This window comes from Micromonospora sp. DT178, assembly GCF_049841695.1.
Classification (GTDB): Bacteria; Actinomycetota; Actinomycetes; order Mycobacteriales; family Micromonosporaceae; genus Micromonospora.
Map to the genome: position 1 here is coordinate 18,209 of NZ_JBNCKV010000030.1, position 14,676 is coordinate 32,884.

Sequence of the window (14,676 nt, forward strand, 5' to 3'; positions counted from 1 at the left end):
GTGGTCGGTCACGCACCTGGAGCCTTCCTGCGGTCGGGCCAGAGAGCCGGGTGCCCACCGGCAGGCCGGCCCGTTCCGGGGTGATCTTGGCACGCCGCGAGATGAGGAACTCGCGCACCTGCTCACGGTTGTCCACGCCTACGACCGTAGCCCCGGCCAACGGCAGTAGCGATGCACTCCCAGTACACCCCTAACCAGGAACGATCGCGGAACCGGTTACCTGGTTGCACAGCACCACATCATGCCGCCACCCACCATGGGAACTATGGCAACCGGCGGCGGACCTGCATCACTGACAGGAGACACCATGAGCAACCCGAACGATCGTCCCGCGCACGCCAGCGGAACCTTCACCATCGGCGGCGACCTGCCGGTGTACCGGCTCGGCTACGGCGCCATGCAGCTGACCGGCGAAGGCATCTGGTGAGCCCGCCGACCGCGACGAGGCCATCCGCGTACTGCGCCGGGCCGTCGACCTGGGCGTCACACTCATCGACACCGCTGACGCCTACGGTCCCAACGTCAGCGAGAATCTGATCGCCGAAGCTCTGCACCCCTACCCGGCAGATCTCTTGATCGCGACCAAGGGCGGCCAGACCCGGCCGGGAGCGGGCCAGTGGGTGGAGAACGGCCGTCCCGAATACCTGCGGCAGGCCGTGGATGCCAGCCTCAGCCGTCTCAAGCTCGACCGCATCGACCTCTACCAGCTGCACCGCATCGACCCCAAGGTGCCCGCGGACGAGCAGTTCGGCACGCTCGCCCAGTTGCGCGACGAAGGCAAGATCCGCCGTGTCGGCCTGTCCCAGGTGACGGTCGACGAGCTGGTCCAGGCGCAGAAGCAGGTACCGATCGTCTCGGTGCAGAACCTCTACAACCTCACCGAACGCTCGTCCGAAGCAGTCCTCGAGCACTGCGAGAAGGAAGGCATCGCCTTCATCCCGTGGTTCCCGCTCGCGACCGGCGAACTGGCCAAGCCCGGCGGTGTACTGGCCGAAGCGGCCAAGCGGCACAGCGCGTCTGCAGCGCAACTCGCGCTGGTATGGCTGCTGCACCGCTCGCCCGTGCTGCTGCCGACTCCCGGCACCTCTCGCGTCACCCATCTGGAGGACAACATCGCCGCAGCCGGCATCTCGCTGACCGACGACGAAGTCACGCAACTGAGCAACCTCAGCTGACTGAGGACGGGGCACCGACTCCAGCATCGTCGTCACCATCGTTACCGGAACTGGGAAGCGCGCGACTCTCAAGCAACAGCCGAAGCGAACTGAGCCAGCGAACGCTGGCTGACCACCCAAGTGCTGGGAGACCCGGCAATCGCCCGAGCCGACTCCCGCATGACGCATGAAACTGATCAAACCCGCCGGCTCTGCGAGTCCAGGACCACCGCTGATGGGCTCGCGTTGCGGCCCCGGGCCGTGCGAACCCGTTCCCGCAGCAGATCGTGGATCCGCTGCGTGGTCCCGTCTGCTTCCCACTTGGCGTAGTAGTCGTACACCGTCTTCGCCGGCGGAAAGTCATGCGGCAGGTACTCCCACGCGATCCCCGTCCTGGCCACATACAGGATCGCGTTGACGATCTCCCGGAGATCATGCACCGGCCGGCTGATCCCCAAACCCACCCGCGCTGCCCGCCACGCGGTCAGGACCGACTCGATCAACGCCCACCGCTCATCCGACAAGTCCGACCGATAACCACGCCGCTGCACGCCCACGCCGCGATCAACGAACCAACCCCACCACCACGGCCGAACATGTATCAGCCACGACACGGATCAGATGCCCTCTAAGGGGTTTCGTGTTCGAGGCGACCCCGCCCCTGGTTGGCGGCGGGGAGTCAGGGCTTAGGCATGAGGCCGAAGGCGGCCAGCAGAGTTGGGATGGCCAGCAAGATCACGCCCAGCACCACGGGTGCCCCGAGCACGCCGAGGACGGCGACGCCTTTCCGAAGCCCGAAGCGCCGCGAGTAAGAGATCGTCAGGGCGCCGTAACCAATTGCAAGCACCAGGAAGAAGAGCACGTAACCGACTCCGGCAATATCGATCTGGTCGGCGGTACCCGCCAGGCCCGAGACCATGCCGACCGCTTGCGCCACGCTGCCGACGGCGTACACGCCCAGCATCGCAAACGCTCCCCACAACAACACGCCCAGAAGTGCCGGAGAAAGAACCCTCGGGCGTTCGACGACCGACAACAGTGCCACAGCCGCTCCCACCGCCTTCAGCCCGACGACAAGCCAGTTCATCACGGCGATCGCGGGAGCGTACTCGGCATAGGGGCCGTCGGCGAAGCGGTCGGTCATCTCGAAGACGACGTTGACGACCGCGAACCCGATGCAGCAAAGGGCCATCAGACGAGCTATGACGACGACACCGGTGCCGGGCCGTGCAGGGGCTAGGGGACGATCGCTGGCGAAAGCCGTGGGAGTCATGCCGCCACTCAACACGAATCCTGCAACCGACTCCTCCCTCCCGCGAGGGAGATCGACATCGCGGGTTAGCGCTGGAGGGGGAGTCTCGGGAACGGGCGAAACCCCGAAGCTGCGGCCCCTCGCTTGCAAGTTCTGGGCTCTCCGTCCGCATCCGCAACCTCGGGCGATTGTCACTCCTGGCTGCCCCACACCGTGGTGTTCGCCGAGGAGCTGAGCACCGACTTCGGCCCAGTGTGTAGCCGATCTGGTCTCCCAGGCAGGCCCCGAGCGCCCCGGTGGCGGCCACCGCTCAGAGCGGCAACTCGCCGTCGTGGGCTACCAGTCCGCCGATCAAGATCGCTGTCTCGCCGGGTACGACCAGCCCGATCGGGGTCGAGGACTCCAGGGCCGGCAGCAGAAGCACCAGGGCCAAAACAAGAAGCGGCGGCAGCCCGGTGGGCGCCGTCAGTAACCTATCCACCAACTCATTGTCGTCATTCGGGATGGACCGCGGCCACGAACGCCACCCAACAGCGGCCATAGGCCTCACTGGGCGTTTTGATCTTGTCTGGTCTTGCTTGGCTGGATTCGTTCAACCGAACGCCCCGGCAGTAAGGTGGCCGATTGCGGCTACCGCCACGATTTGCGCCAGCATGATCCGCATCGCGATGATCGACAACCTCGCGAAACGAGTCACCCACGAAACCACCCCAGCCTGGCGAGACACCTAAACGCGCATCAGCCGCAAACTACGTGAATCAGACGCCCTCTAAGGCGCGGCCACCACGACCTCGGCGACGTTCCCGCTGTAGCAGGTGGTGGTGGCGATGTTCGGGGCGGAAACCGTGTGGGCACCGTAAACAACGTAAGTTACGCCGGTCTGGAGGTTGCGGCACTGGATCTTCACCCGGTAGCTACCGGTGTCACACTGGACCCTGCCCCGACCGTAGTAGTGGCTACTGCCCTCGTGGACCCACTCCATCCACGGTGCGCAGCCGGTGACACCGGTGCCCGGCGGATCCTGCACGGCGTACACCTTTTCCGCGACGTTCCCGCTGTAGCACGTGGTGGTGGCGGTACTCGGGGCGTTGACGACCTCGGTGCCGTAGACGACGTAGCCCACGCCAGTCTGAGCGTTGCGGCACTGGATCTTTACCTTGTAGCGCCCGGTCGAGCAGGTCACCTTGCCGCGGCCCTGGTAGTAGCTGTTTCCCTCGACGACCCATTCGATCGAGGTGGTGCAACCGGTAGGTGCGGACAGTGTGGACCCGACAGCGAGGGCGGCAGGCTCCGCTGCCGGGGCCGCCTCGGCGGGAGCCGTCAGAGCAGACAGGCCGAGAAGGGCCGCAGCGAGCGTCGCGAGGGTACGCCTGAACATGACAGTCTCCTGATGGCCGTGGGGTCACAGCTTTCGTCGCGGAATAGCCATGCTAGAGAAACTATCGATGCCCGTCGAGATTCTCGACCGGGTTGACGCGGATCAGGGCCGAGGTGCGCGCACGAACGCCAGGGCCAAAACTCCGATAAGAGGTGGCTGCCCGGGGAACATCAGCCGATCAGCAGGCGAGAGCCTGTTGATGGGTGGTGTCCGCGGGGTTCGATGTATCGATTCGCACTTCCGGCTTTGAGGGAAGGTCACGGCCTCCATCACCCCTGGCCATCACCCCTGGCCAGCACCCCTTCCCGCAACCAAAGCAGAGACCTCTTCCCAAACCGCTCGCCGCCAGCACTGATCGCCACTCCTGCACCCATCCTGCTCCCAAGGAGACGTTCGGTTGCGTCCACCGGAGTGGTGTACGACTTGCCCGTGATGGGCGTCGGCGAGGACCTGGACCCCGAGCGGCGCGTGGAGCAGGAGGTCGACAAGGCCGGCGGTCCGCGCCTGGGTGAGGTCGTGCATCGAGCCCGGCCGAGTCGCGCCGCAGAACAACAGCCGACCAGCCGGATCGCAGATCACCAGGGCCTTCATCGTGTTCAGCCGGGCTTTGCCGGATACAAACATGTCCCTACCCGCCTGGCCCTCGACCGGTCGGCGGACCCGCACCTCGGTGGCGTCCATCAAGGCCCGCGGGTGGTGACCCAGGTACGCCACCACGTCGGCGAGAGTGCGCAGCCTGACTCCGTCGCGCACCCGGCACCCCCGCTCGGCCAGCAGCGGCCGCACCTCGGCAATGGTGTCGGCAGCGCGAAGGGCTGACAGGTCAACTCCAGTAAGCCGACGACAGGGTGTTGCAGGCGTTTGACTCCGCCGTGCCTGATGCCGATGTCGTGTGATGCCCACATCTTTCGGAATTCGGCTGCTCGCCGCAGACGCCACCGTCGCGAGTCATCTTCATATTTCCAAGGATCTCGATTAGGCTCTGATCCGTCCTAGAGTGATCCAAAATGGAGGCGTCTCATGAAGAAGATGACCGTCCGTCGCAAGAGTTCGCTGCGCCTGCTGTCCGGTGCCCGCCGGCTCTGGATCGAGTGGTGCTGGTAACAGCCGACACGGCGGGCGCTCCCGGGCGCCCGCCCCTGCGGCGATCGGCCCGGCCATGACCGACGAGCCGGGCGGCTACGACTGCCACCGCGACCACGGACCGTACGCCGGAGTCGCGGCCTTCCTCGGTCGGATCGCCGCCGACCGCCCCCGCCTGGCGTCCCGCCACAGGATCGAGCTGAACGCCATCGCTCCCCGCCTGGACGGCACGGCCCGACCGGCCGCCGAGGAGGAGCCGATCCGGTTCCATCCCGCCCGACGCACCGCCTACCTGGCCTACGGTGCGGCCGAGTTCGTGGCGGCCTGGGCAGACCGGCTCCGCCGCCCGGTCACGGTGCGGTTCACGAACGTCGGAAGCGCCGACGAAACCACCCGCGAGCTACTGGACGCGCTGACGCGCCGACTCGGCCCGTCCCCCGTGAGTCTCGACCTGCACGACAGCGGCCCCCGCCAGGCGGCAACGGCCGCCCCGACGCCGGAGGCGATGCGCACGGCCCTGGGCGACAGCCTGGCCCGCGGCTTCTACCACCACGCGGCCCGATCCGCCCGCCGCGGGCGCGCCGCGGTGACTCCGGACGGCGATCTGCGGCACTGGTGGGCGTTCACCACCGGCCTGGCCACCGCCCTGGCGGCGCTGGACCGCGCCACCGAAGCCCTCGACCTCTACCACGAAGCCCGCGCCGCCACCGACAACCCCAAGATCGCCATGTCGGCCGCGTACGCCACCGCCATGCTGTACGCCCGGCACCTGCCGGCCACCGCCCAGGACCCGGCGCAGGCACGGCACTGGCTGGAGAAGGCGCTCCACCTCGCCGCCGGGCTGGACGACCTGCGGCAGCGGGTGCTGTCCACCGTCTTCTACGAGCAGGGCCTGGCCCTGCTGGACAGCAGGGAGGGCGATCCCGCCTCCGCGCTACGGCTGATCGACGACGGGCTGGCCCGGCTGGCCGCGGTGCTCGCCCCCGGCGAGCGCCCGCAGGACCTGGCCCGGCTACGCCACAACCGGGCGCAGGTGCATCTCGCCCTGGGCGATCCGGCGCAGGCCCTGACGGACCTCGACACCGTGATCACCCACGACCCCGACAACTGCGAGTACTACGTGGACCGGGCCGCCCTGCACCGGGCGGCGGGGCGGCCACGGGCCGCGATCAGGGACTACGACACCGCGGTCCGCCTGGGACCACACCTGCCGGAGGCGTACTACAACCGGGCCATGCTCCAACAGGAGCGGGGCCGTGCCGAGCGGGCGCGTGACGACCTGGAGCGCGCGCTGACAATCGACCCCCGGCACCTCGACGCCCGGATCGCCCTGGTCAACCTGCACGTCCGACGCAACGCGTTCGATCAGGCCGACACGGACGCGCGGGCCGGGCTGGCGCTGGCCCCGCAGGAGCCCGCGCTGCTGTGCACCCTCGGGCTGATCCGCTCGGAGCGCGGCAGCCTCGCCGAAGCCGACCGCCTGTTCAGCCAGGCGCTGGCCGGTGATCCGGAGCTGGTCGAGGCGTGGACGAACCGTGCCGCGATCCGGTTCGAACGCGGTGACGTGCCCGCCGCCCTGGCCGACCTAGACCAGGCGGTCGCGCTGTCGGCGGCACCTGTCCCCCACTACAACCGCGGCACGGCGCTGATGCGGCTGGGACGGTGGGAAGAAGCCGCCCGCGACTTCACCCACGCGCTCACCCAACCCGATGTGGACCGGTCGCTGCGCCGCGACCTACGCGCGGAACTGGCCCGCTGCCGTCGCGCCATGCCCCGGTGACCGCCGGCCACCGACGCCGGACCGTGCTCGACACGGCCGGTGCACAGCACGAGGACGGCCCCGCAGTTATCTGCTACGCAACGTCGGAGGGCGTCGTCAAGCGCCGGGGCGATGCTCGTCGCGCCGAGGCGGACGCGCGAACCGTCCCGCAGCCGGGAAACAAGAGTGCGCTCTCCGCCGCGTGGTTCGAGCCGGGCGATGCCTTTCCGCGTCGAGGAGGTCCAGCGCGCCGTGTTCAACCCAGTCAACGCCGGAGAGGGCAGCCTCGACGTCGGGGATGAGGTCGGCGCGGGGTGCCTGGCCGATCGTGACGAGACCGAGCGTCGGCCTCACGCGGCGAGCCGCGCCCTCAGCCGCTACGTGCATCACGCCACCTCCTTCTCGGACAAGTCGGCACGCGGCTTCCTCAACGCCGATCCGGTGACCCGGCGCTACAGCCTCGGGCCAACGATGTGGCGGATGGCCGCCGTCTGGGAGCGCACGGGAGGGCTGGCTGCCCTAGCCCAGCGGGTGCTCGAACCGCTCGCCTTCCAGACCGACCGCACCGCCATCTTCGCCGTCCCGGACGGGCTCCACGTCCGCTGCGTCGCGGCCGTCAACGGCGGTGAACCGCTGCGCAGTCATCCGCTCGTCGGCGAGCTGTACCCGGCCAACGCGGGAGCCACCTCCCGCGGCTACTTCGCCTTCCTCGACAGCAACGAACGACGCGCCCTCATCTCCGGTCGTGTCTTCGCAACGTTCACCGGGCTGACGAAGGTCGACGAGCACGAACTCGAACGACTCATCGTCGAGACCGTTGCGCGGGGCTACGCCTACTCAGAAGGCGAATACGACTACGCCACAAGGGCGATCGCCGTTCCCATCATGCTCAGAGGGCGGCCCGTCGGCTCGCTCAGCCTCGGCGAGAGCAAGCATCCGGCGCGTCCAGACGACATCCGGGACCACCTGCCCGCGCTACAGGGCGCCGCGGAGCAACTGTCCGCCCTGCTCGACAACCGGGCGAACTCGGCCGTCGTAGCCCGGCAGACCAAGACGGTCCGAGCCCATTGAACGCCGCGCCGACGAGCCGGACCGGCCACATCGAGGAGACACCATGACCCAGGGCCACCAGAACCTCCTGCTCCTGTCCAACTCCACGGCTCCGGGGCGGGCCTACCTGGAGCATGCGCGCGAGGCGATCCTTGAGGCACTCGACGGCCTACGCTCCATCGTGTTCGTCCCCTTCGCGCTGGCGGACCACGACGGCTACACCGACACCGTCCGTCGGGTCATGGAGCCACTCGGCATCACCGTCCAAGGAGCGCACGAGGGCACGCCACGCGACCTCGTCACCGGCGCCGAGGCAATCTTCGTCGGCGGCGGCAACACCTTCCGTCTCGTCAAGGCGATCCACGAGCTCGGCCTGATCAGCGTCGTACGCGCCCGGGTGTCCGAGGGAATGCCCTACATCGGGTCGAGTGCCGGCACCAACGTCGCGACGCCGAGCCTGCGTACGACGAACGACATGCCCATCGTCCAACCACCGTCTTTCGAGACCTTCGGCCTCGTGCCCTTCCAGATCAACCCCCACTACCTCGACCCGGACCCGGCCTCGACGCACCAGGGTGAAACCCGGGAGGAGCGGCTCACACAGTTCCTCGAGGAGAATGACGTCCCGGTGCTCGCCATGCGTGAGGGCACCTGGCTGCGGGTGAGAGACGGTTCGATGCGACTCGATGGCATGGACACGGGCGCGCGAGTCTTCTGCCGAGCATCCGAGCCGGTCGAGGTCACGAGCAGCGCCGATGTGACCTGGCTCGTCGAAAAGGTGGGTTCGTTCGACGTCCGCTGAGGTCGATTAGTCGGACGTCCTGGGATATACGGACGCGCCTCAGGTCCGCGCCGGCTCCGGCTGGGTCGACCCGTCCACCGACGCTGCTGCGCTCCGGGCTCGTGGCGCGCAGACGCGACCGGCGGGTGGTGCTAATGCCCCACTGGACGTGGTCAAGAGAAACATTGAGAACCAGAAGCGCCCAGGTCCGTGGCGGCGTTCCGACCGTAAACGGCCGGAGATCCCGCCTCATTTACTGCTCAGGGCGAAACGTCGTCGGGGCGCGACACGGACGCCGGGAGCCATGCGTGCGGACGCCGGACGTCCACGGTCAGGCCGACGGCCCGACCAGCTGGTAGACCGCTCGGACGGCGGCCACGGCCCAGCGCATGCGACTGACCGCCTCGACTGGATGGTCGCCGTACTCCTGCGCGACGAGTGCCGCGCAACCGGCCGCCCGGTGCCGGCTGACGCCGTCCAGCACCGCCTGCCGGATCTGTTCGGGCGTCGGATCCTCCGACGGTTGGAGCGCGGAGGCGAAGAGCGCCTCCGCCCTGGCACTGAGCAGTTCCGACGGGCTCATCACCGGCTCCTTTCCGGTAGGTGGCGGCCATGCCTGCGAGGCAGATCCGGCACCGGGCGCACCACCGCCGAGGTCGCACGCACGAGATGCGGGGCTGGCCGATCGTCTCGGGCGTCCGGCGTGCCTCGGGCGGCCGACGGATTCGCCGAACGACGGTGCCCGGGGTGGGATCGGCGGAGTCGGGCCCCACCCCGGTTCCGGTCCCGGGTTCCGGGTGCTGGGGTGCGCGCCCCCTGCGTCGTGCCCGGCGCGCACCCCATGATCCACCTCCCGCTACTTGCCGGACCCGGCGAGGACGCCCTGCACGAAGTAGCGCTGGAAGGCGAAGAAGACCACGAGCGGCACGAGCATGGACAGGAACGCGCCAGGACCGATCGTGTCGAGGTTGGACGAAAAGGACCGCATCTGCTCCCGCAGGGCGTAGGTGATCGGGGCATTGTCGGAGGTGGCGAAGACGAGCGCGACCAGCAGGTCGTTCCAGACCCACAGGAACTGGAAGATGGCCAGCGAGGCGATGGCCGGCCAGCCGATCGGCAGCACCACGCGGGCGAAGATGAGCATTTCCCGGGCGCCGTCAATGCGGGCCGCCTCGAGCAGGTCGCGCGGGATGTTCAGGAAGAAGTTCCGCAACAGGAAGATCGCGAACGGCAACCCGAAGGCCACGTGGAAGGCAACCACCGCCGGGATCTCGCCGTAGATGCCGAGGGCCCGGAAGATCCGTGCGTCCGGCACGATCGCCACCTGGACAGGCACCACGATCAGCGAGACGACCAGCGCGAACAGCCAGTCCCGGCCGGGGAAGTCCATCCAGGCCAGGGCGTACGCGCCGAGTGCGCCGAGCAGCACCACGAGCAGGGTCGACGGCACGGTGATCAGCACCGTGTTCCACAGCGATTCGACGATCCGCTCGTTCTGCAGCACCTGGGCGTAGTTGTCGAGGGTCAGTTGGGCCGGTGCGGTGAAGACCGTCCACCAGCCGGTGGCGCTGTTGTCGGCGCTGCTACGCAGGCTCGCCACGGCCAGACCGAAGGTCGGCAGCAGCCAGAAGACGCCGATCAGGACCACCAGCAGCCGCAGCAGCGCCTTGCCGAACCGCATCATGAACCGGGTCCACGGTCCCGGCTGCGGCCGGCCGCCCCGCGCGGTACCGGCAGGTATCAGTTCCGGTACGGCGTCGATGGTGGCGTGGCTCATCAGCTGTCCCTCCTCAGGCGCCGAATGTTGAACAGCATCGCGGGCAGCACCAGGGCGAACAGCAGAACCGCCAAGGCGCTGCCGAGCCCGTAGTCCAGGCCGCCGCCGAAGGACACCCGGTACATCTCCAGGGCCACCACGGTCGCGTCGTCCTGGGACGACTCGGGTGCGAGCACGTAGACGAGGTCGAAGATCTTCAGGACGTTGATGGTCAGGGTCACCAGCACCACGACGAGCACCGGCCGGACCAGCGGCACGGTCACGTGCCGGAAGGTCTGCCACTCGCTCGCGCCGTCCATCCGGGCCGCTTCTAGTGCCTCCCGGGGCAGGGCGGCCAGCCCGGCCGACACCAGCACCATGGCGAAGCCGGCCCAGATCCAGATGTACGCCCCGATGACGGCGGGAGTGACGAGGGAAGGCCCGAGCCAGGTGACGCCGTTGAACGGCTCGGTGAAGTTGTCGGCGGGCAGCCGGATGACGTATGGGCCGGAGGTGAGTTCGGAGAACGCGAACCGCCCGGTGGCGTCGGTCCGGGTGGTGGCGACCACCCTGCCCCCGTCGGCCACCGCCTCGACGGTCATCTGGGGCAACCCCACCTCGCCGGGGTCGACGGTCCCCGCCTGACCGCCGCCGCCGCGGGTGAAGTCGAGCCACACCACCCCCTGCAGTCCGGGGCCGCCGGTGGGTGCCGTGGCCGGCTTGGCGTCGGTCGGGATCCGGTCCGGCGGCAGACCCACGAGGGCCAGGTGGACTGGTTCACCCGGGTTCGCCGGCCTCTTGGACTCGAAGCCGCCGTTCATCGGCACCAGCTCGCCCTGCTCCCGGGCATCCACGCCGTGGTAACGCGACGGGGACTCAAAGGCGTCGTGCACCGACACGGCGACCGCGTTGAGCACGCCGCGGTCCGGGTTCTCGTCGTAGACCAGCCGGAAGGTGACGCCGGCGGCCAGGAACGAGATGGCCATCGGCATGAACAGGACTGCCTTGAGCACGGCCGACCGGCGCAGCCGCTCGGTCAACACCGCGAAGATCAGCCCAAGGGTGGTGGCCACGGCAGGCGCCACGATCACCCAGACGAGGTTGTTCAAAATGGCTCGCCGGGTGTTCGGCGAGGTGAACATGGTGACGTAGTTGTCGAGGCCGACGAACCTCGATCCGTCACCGCTGCGAAAGCTGAGCCACAGCGTGTAGACGATGGGATAGCAGACCAGCACCAGCAGCAGCACCAGGGCGGGGCCGAGGAAGAGCGCGACCATCAGGCGGGTCTCCCGCGACCGTCGGCGTGCCGCGGTCCCGGCGGCGGTCCCTGGGCCGCCGGGGGCGTCCCGGTGGCCCGGGCCACCGGCGGCGTGCCGTAAGCCGCCGGGGCCATCGGCCACGCTCGCCCGGCCGATCGTTGTTCGGGCAGGGGACGGACGGATGCCCTGGGCCGGGTCGGGCGTGATCGTCATCAGTTGCCTCCGAAGTCCTTCTTCGCGGCGGCCTCGAGCTGCTGGGCCAACGCCTCCGGGGCGATCGGCTTGGCGAGGAAGTCCTGCAGCAGCACCCACAGGTGGGCGCTGGTCCCACCGCCGAACGTCTGCGGCGTGAGGTCCGACAGGTCGAAGCGCAGCGATTCGGCCTTCACCACCGCTTCGGCGAGTTCCCGGGTGGTGTCGTCCGCGTACGTCGCGACGTCCAGTCCCGAGTTCGCCGAGATGAACCCGCCCTTGGCCGCCATGATCTTCGCCGCCTCGGGCGAGGCGAGGAAGGCCATCAGTGCGTTCGCCTCCGGCGTGTCCTTGAAGGCGACCGCCTGGTCGCCCGCCGTCACCACCGCCGGCTTCGAGCCGTCGACCGACGGCCAGTTGAAGAACTTCGCGGACTCGCCGACCTTCAACTCACCCAGCTTGTTGATCTCTGAGGCGACGAAGTCACCCTCGAACAGCATCGCTCCCTTCGGCGACTTGCCGAACACGTCGGCGATCGCCTGCGTGAAGGCGGTCTGCGTCGGGTTGCCGGCCAGGAAGCGCGGCGTACGCCAGTAGTCGGCCAGCAGGGCCAGCGTCTTGACCACGCTGGGATCGGTCCAGGGGATCTCGTGCTTGGCCAGCTTGTCGTACATCTCCGGGCCGGCGACCCGGAGATAGGTGTTCTCGAACCAGTCGGTCAGCACCCACCCGTCGCCACCGGCGGCCACCATGGGCGTCACCCCGGAGTCGGCGAGCGCGGCGGAGACCGTCTTGAGCTCGTCCCAGGTCTTTGGCGGCTGCACCCCTGCGTCGGTAAAGCTGTCGACCCGGTACCAGATCACCGACTTGTTGGCCACCTTGAAGTAGACGCCGTAGAGCTGCCCGTTCACGGTGCCCAGCTCCTGCCAGGCAGAGCTGTAGTTGGCCTTGATCGCGGCGGCCGCGTCACCGGTCAGCGGCTTGATCGCGCCCCGTTTGACGAACTCGGCCACCACCCCGGGCTGCGAGATCAACGCGACATCCGGTGGCGAACCCCCAGCGATCCGGCTGTTGAGCAGCACCGGAAGATCGTTGCCACCGGAGGTGTACTTCACCGTCGCGCCGGTCTTCGCGGCGAAGGCATCCAGCACTGCCTGGAAGTTCGCCTGCTCGGCACCGGACCAAGTGGCGGCCACCTCGACCGTCTTGCCGGCAAGGTTCGCGTCCGGCGAGCCGGACGCCGGGCCGGCATCGCCACCGCACCCTGCGGCGGTGGCGAGGACCGTCGCCGCTACGGCGAGCGGCACCCATCGTCGTACCATGGATCCTCCTGAATCTGGCCTGCGGAACGGGACTGGACCGGAGCGGCGACGACCCGCCGCCCGCTCTGCGTTCGGAGTCGACCGCGGTTGAGTGGCAGCTCAACCGCGGTCGACGGTCGACGGACGCCGAACCGGGTTTCGGATTGGCGGTTGACCGCCCTTATCCGTTCCCATCGGGTCGGCGCTTATCGATCGCATTCAATTCACCGATCGGTGATTGCGCCAAGTCTTCAACACGACCGCGTTTCCCGGAAGTCAGCGGAGTGCTACGTGACAGGACCGACGAACACCTCACAAGATCGACTTGTCGGATCCGGCCTCGACTCGCCGGTAAGTATTCAGCGGTCCACTCTGAACTGGCGAAACGTCGTCCATTTCGGCGCTCCGTCTCAGATTTCGGTAGCGCCGGGTCGGTGAACGAACCGTCACGGTGTTGAGATTGGACACCACTGCTATGTCTGCGCCGTTACGGCGACACTTCTTGCCGACGAAAGAATCCCCGCCGGACTGAGCCCAGCGCCCATCCGGAACCGTGCACCTGTTGAGGCAGGCCGGCGTGACGGGAGGGCAGTGTGGAGGACCTGGCGGGGTACACGGTCGCCGTCCTGTCGGAGCGTCGTCGACACGACCTCGCCACTCTCCTGGAGGCCACCTCGGCACGAACGATCAACGTCCAAGCGGTCCGCTCGGTGGCCCAACCGGTGGCGGAGGCCGTTGCCGTCGCCACCCGCGCCTGCGTCACGAGACCGGTGCACGAGGTCATCGTGTCGTCGGGCCTGGGCCTGCGGGCCTGGCTGCGCGTGGTCCAGCAGACCGGCCATCTCGACGCGCTCACCGACCGGCTGACGCACGCCCGCCTGTTGGTCCGCGACGGGCACGCCGCCGACACGCTGCGGGACCTCGGCCTGAGCCAGATATGGGCAACCGCCTCGGCGACCACCGACGATCTGTTCCGCTATCTCCTCGCCCAGCCGGTGATCGGTCGCCGGGTGGTGGCGCAGATCGAGTCGGAGCCACATCGGGAGTACTGCGAGGCCCTACGCCGCAACGGGGCGACCGTGGTCGAGGTTGTCACCAACCGGTTTCTCCCGCCGCTGCGGACCGACATCCTGCGCCGGCTGTGCGGAGTCATCATCCGGCGGCAGGTCGACGCCGTCGCGCTGACCGGGGCGATCGCCACCGAGAACCTGTTGCGCCAGGCCGAGGCCGATGGCGTACTCGCCGAGGTGCTCAACGCGCTGACCGCCGACATCGTGCCCGCCTGTCTGGGTCACCTGGCGGCGGAGCCACTGCGGGCGTTCGGCCTCAGCGCGTACGTGGCGAACAGCCCCGCCCTGCCGGACCTGGTCAAGGTGTTGGCGAACCAGCTCCCGGGACGGTCGCTCCAGCTCGACGTGCAGGGTCACCGGGTGGAGGTCCGGAGCCAGGCGATGGTGATCGGCCACCAGGTGATTCCGGTCCAGCCCGGCCCGATCTCGGTGTTACGGGCGCTGGCCCGCCGTCCCGGCCGGGTGCTGTCCCCGGCCGAGATCCGGGCAGCCGCGCCGAGCTGGGCAGACGTCGACGACCACGCCGTCGAGATGGCGGTGTCGCGGCTGCGGCGAGCCTTCGACGACACTCCGCTGGACGGCGTAGACCTGATCCAGACCGTGATGAAGCGTGGCTACCGGTTGGCGACCTGACCGTCCAC

14 protein-coding genes and 3 pseudogenes are annotated in these 14,676 nt (G+C 68.6%); 5 read left to right on the forward strand and 12 right to left on the reverse strand.

The window, feature by feature from the left end:
- The first annotated feature begins 307 nt into the window (after window positions 1-307).
- Window positions 308-1,175: pseudogene (locus ACLQ22_RS31240) on the forward strand (aldo/keto reductase).
- Between the two features lie 176 nt (window positions 1,176-1,351).
- On the opposite strand, the gene ACLQ22_RS31245 reads toward ACLQ22_RS31240, so the two are convergent.
- The 6 genes from ACLQ22_RS31245 to ACLQ22_RS31270 all read right to left on the reverse strand — a co-directional run bounded on the left by ACLQ22_RS31245 (window position 1,352) and on the right by ACLQ22_RS31270 (window position 4,689).
- Window positions 1,352-1,711 carry a transposase gene (locus tag ACLQ22_RS31245; protein WP_425695474.1) on the reverse strand — a complete coding sequence of 120 codons (360 nt, stop codon included), beginning with the start codon at window positions 1,709-1,711 and terminating at the stop codon, window positions 1,352-1,354.
- A gap of 122 nt (window positions 1,712-1,833) precedes the next feature.
- Window positions 1,834-2,427, reverse strand: coding sequence for a hypothetical protein (locus ACLQ22_RS31250; RefSeq protein ID WP_425695475.1), 594 nt, complete (start codon window positions 2,425-2,427; stop codon window positions 1,834-1,836).
- 289 nt (window positions 2,428-2,716) lie between these two features.
- Window positions 2,717-2,887 carry a hypothetical protein gene (locus ACLQ22_RS31255; RefSeq protein WP_425695476.1) on the reverse strand — a complete coding sequence of 57 codons (171 nt, stop codon included), beginning with the start codon at window positions 2,885-2,887 and terminating at the stop codon, window positions 2,717-2,719.
- Between the two features lie 288 nt (window positions 2,888-3,175).
- The gene (locus ACLQ22_RS31260) at window positions 3,176-3,784 is read right to left on the reverse strand and encodes a hypothetical protein (protein ID WP_425695477.1); all 609 of its coding nucleotides are present in this window, start codon (window positions 3,782-3,784) and stop codon (window positions 3,176-3,178) included.
- 282 nt (window positions 3,785-4,066) lie between these two features.
- Window positions 4,067-4,465 carry a transposase family protein gene (locus tag ACLQ22_RS31265; RefSeq protein ID WP_425695488.1) on the reverse strand — a complete coding sequence of 133 codons (399 nt, stop codon included), beginning with the start codon at window positions 4,463-4,465 and terminating at the stop codon, window positions 4,067-4,069.
- Window positions 4,465-4,689: a hypothetical protein gene (locus tag ACLQ22_RS31270; protein WP_425695478.1), complete on the reverse strand. Its 225-nt coding sequence runs from the start codon at window positions 4,687-4,689 to the stop codon at window positions 4,465-4,467. The genes ACLQ22_RS31265 and ACLQ22_RS31270 overlap by 1 nt, the downstream gene beginning before the upstream one ends.
- A gap of 254 nt (window positions 4,690-4,943) precedes the next feature.
- Between ACLQ22_RS31270 and ACLQ22_RS31275 the strand changes: the two genes are divergently transcribed.
- Window positions 4,944-6,647, forward strand: a complete 1,704-nt coding sequence (locus tag ACLQ22_RS31275) for a tetratricopeptide repeat protein (RefSeq protein WP_425695479.1) — start codon at window positions 4,944-4,946, stop codon at window positions 6,645-6,647.
- Window positions 6,648-6,733: 86 nt separating this feature from the next.
- Here the strand turns inward: ACLQ22_RS31275 and ACLQ22_RS31280 are convergent.
- Both ACLQ22_RS31280 and ACLQ22_RS31285 read right to left on the reverse strand, forming a co-directional pair.
- A pseudogene (locus tag ACLQ22_RS31280) lies at window positions 6,734-6,895 on the reverse strand (AroM family protein); the annotation flags it as partial.
- 10 nt (window positions 6,896-6,905) lie between these two features.
- Window positions 6,906-7,013 (reverse strand): annotated as a pseudogene (locus tag ACLQ22_RS31285) (hypothetical protein); the annotation flags it as partial.
- Window positions 7,014-7,106: 93 nt separating this feature from the next.
- Here ACLQ22_RS31285 and ACLQ22_RS31290 point away from each other — a divergent pair.
- Window positions 7,107-7,697, forward strand: a complete 591-nt coding sequence (locus ACLQ22_RS31290; RefSeq protein ID WP_425695489.1) for an IclR family transcriptional regulator — start codon at window positions 7,107-7,109, stop codon at window positions 7,695-7,697.
- A 43-nt stretch (window positions 7,698-7,740) separates the two neighbouring features.
- The gene (gene pepE, locus ACLQ22_RS31295; RefSeq protein WP_425695480.1) at window positions 7,741-8,478 is read left to right on the forward strand and encodes a dipeptidase PepE; all 738 of its coding nucleotides are present in this window, start codon (window positions 7,741-7,743) and stop codon (window positions 8,476-8,478) included.
- 310 nt (window positions 8,479-8,788) lie between these two features.
- Here pepE and ACLQ22_RS31300 read toward each other — a convergent pair whose 3' ends face one another.
- From ACLQ22_RS31300 to ACLQ22_RS31315, 4 genes are all read right to left on the reverse strand, one after another.
- Window positions 8,789-9,040, reverse strand: a complete 252-nt coding sequence (locus ACLQ22_RS31300) for a hypothetical protein (RefSeq protein ID WP_425695481.1) — start codon at window positions 9,038-9,040, stop codon at window positions 8,789-8,791.
- A gap of 273 nt (window positions 9,041-9,313) precedes the next feature.
- Window positions 9,314-10,234: a carbohydrate ABC transporter permease gene (locus ACLQ22_RS31305; protein ID WP_425695482.1), complete on the reverse strand. Its 921-nt coding sequence runs from the start codon at window positions 10,232-10,234 to the stop codon at window positions 9,314-9,316.
- Window positions 10,234-11,490 (reverse strand): ABC transporter permease subunit, encoded by a 1,257-nt coding sequence (locus tag ACLQ22_RS31310; protein WP_425695483.1) that lies wholly within the window; start codon window positions 11,488-11,490, stop codon window positions 10,234-10,236. Before ACLQ22_RS31310 ends, ACLQ22_RS31305 begins: the two co-directional genes overlap by 1 nt.
- A gap of 194 nt (window positions 11,491-11,684) precedes the next feature.
- Window positions 11,685-12,986, reverse strand: coding sequence for an ABC transporter substrate-binding protein (locus ACLQ22_RS31315; RefSeq protein WP_425695484.1), 1,302 nt, complete (start codon window positions 12,984-12,986; stop codon window positions 11,685-11,687).
- A 572-nt stretch (window positions 12,987-13,558) separates the two neighbouring features.
- Here ACLQ22_RS31315 and ACLQ22_RS31320 point away from each other — a divergent pair.
- Window positions 13,559-14,668, forward strand: a complete 1,110-nt coding sequence (locus ACLQ22_RS31320; protein ID WP_425695485.1) for a uroporphyrinogen-III synthase — start codon at window positions 13,559-13,561, stop codon at window positions 14,666-14,668.
- The last annotated feature ends 8 nt before the right edge of the window (window positions 14,669-14,676 follow it).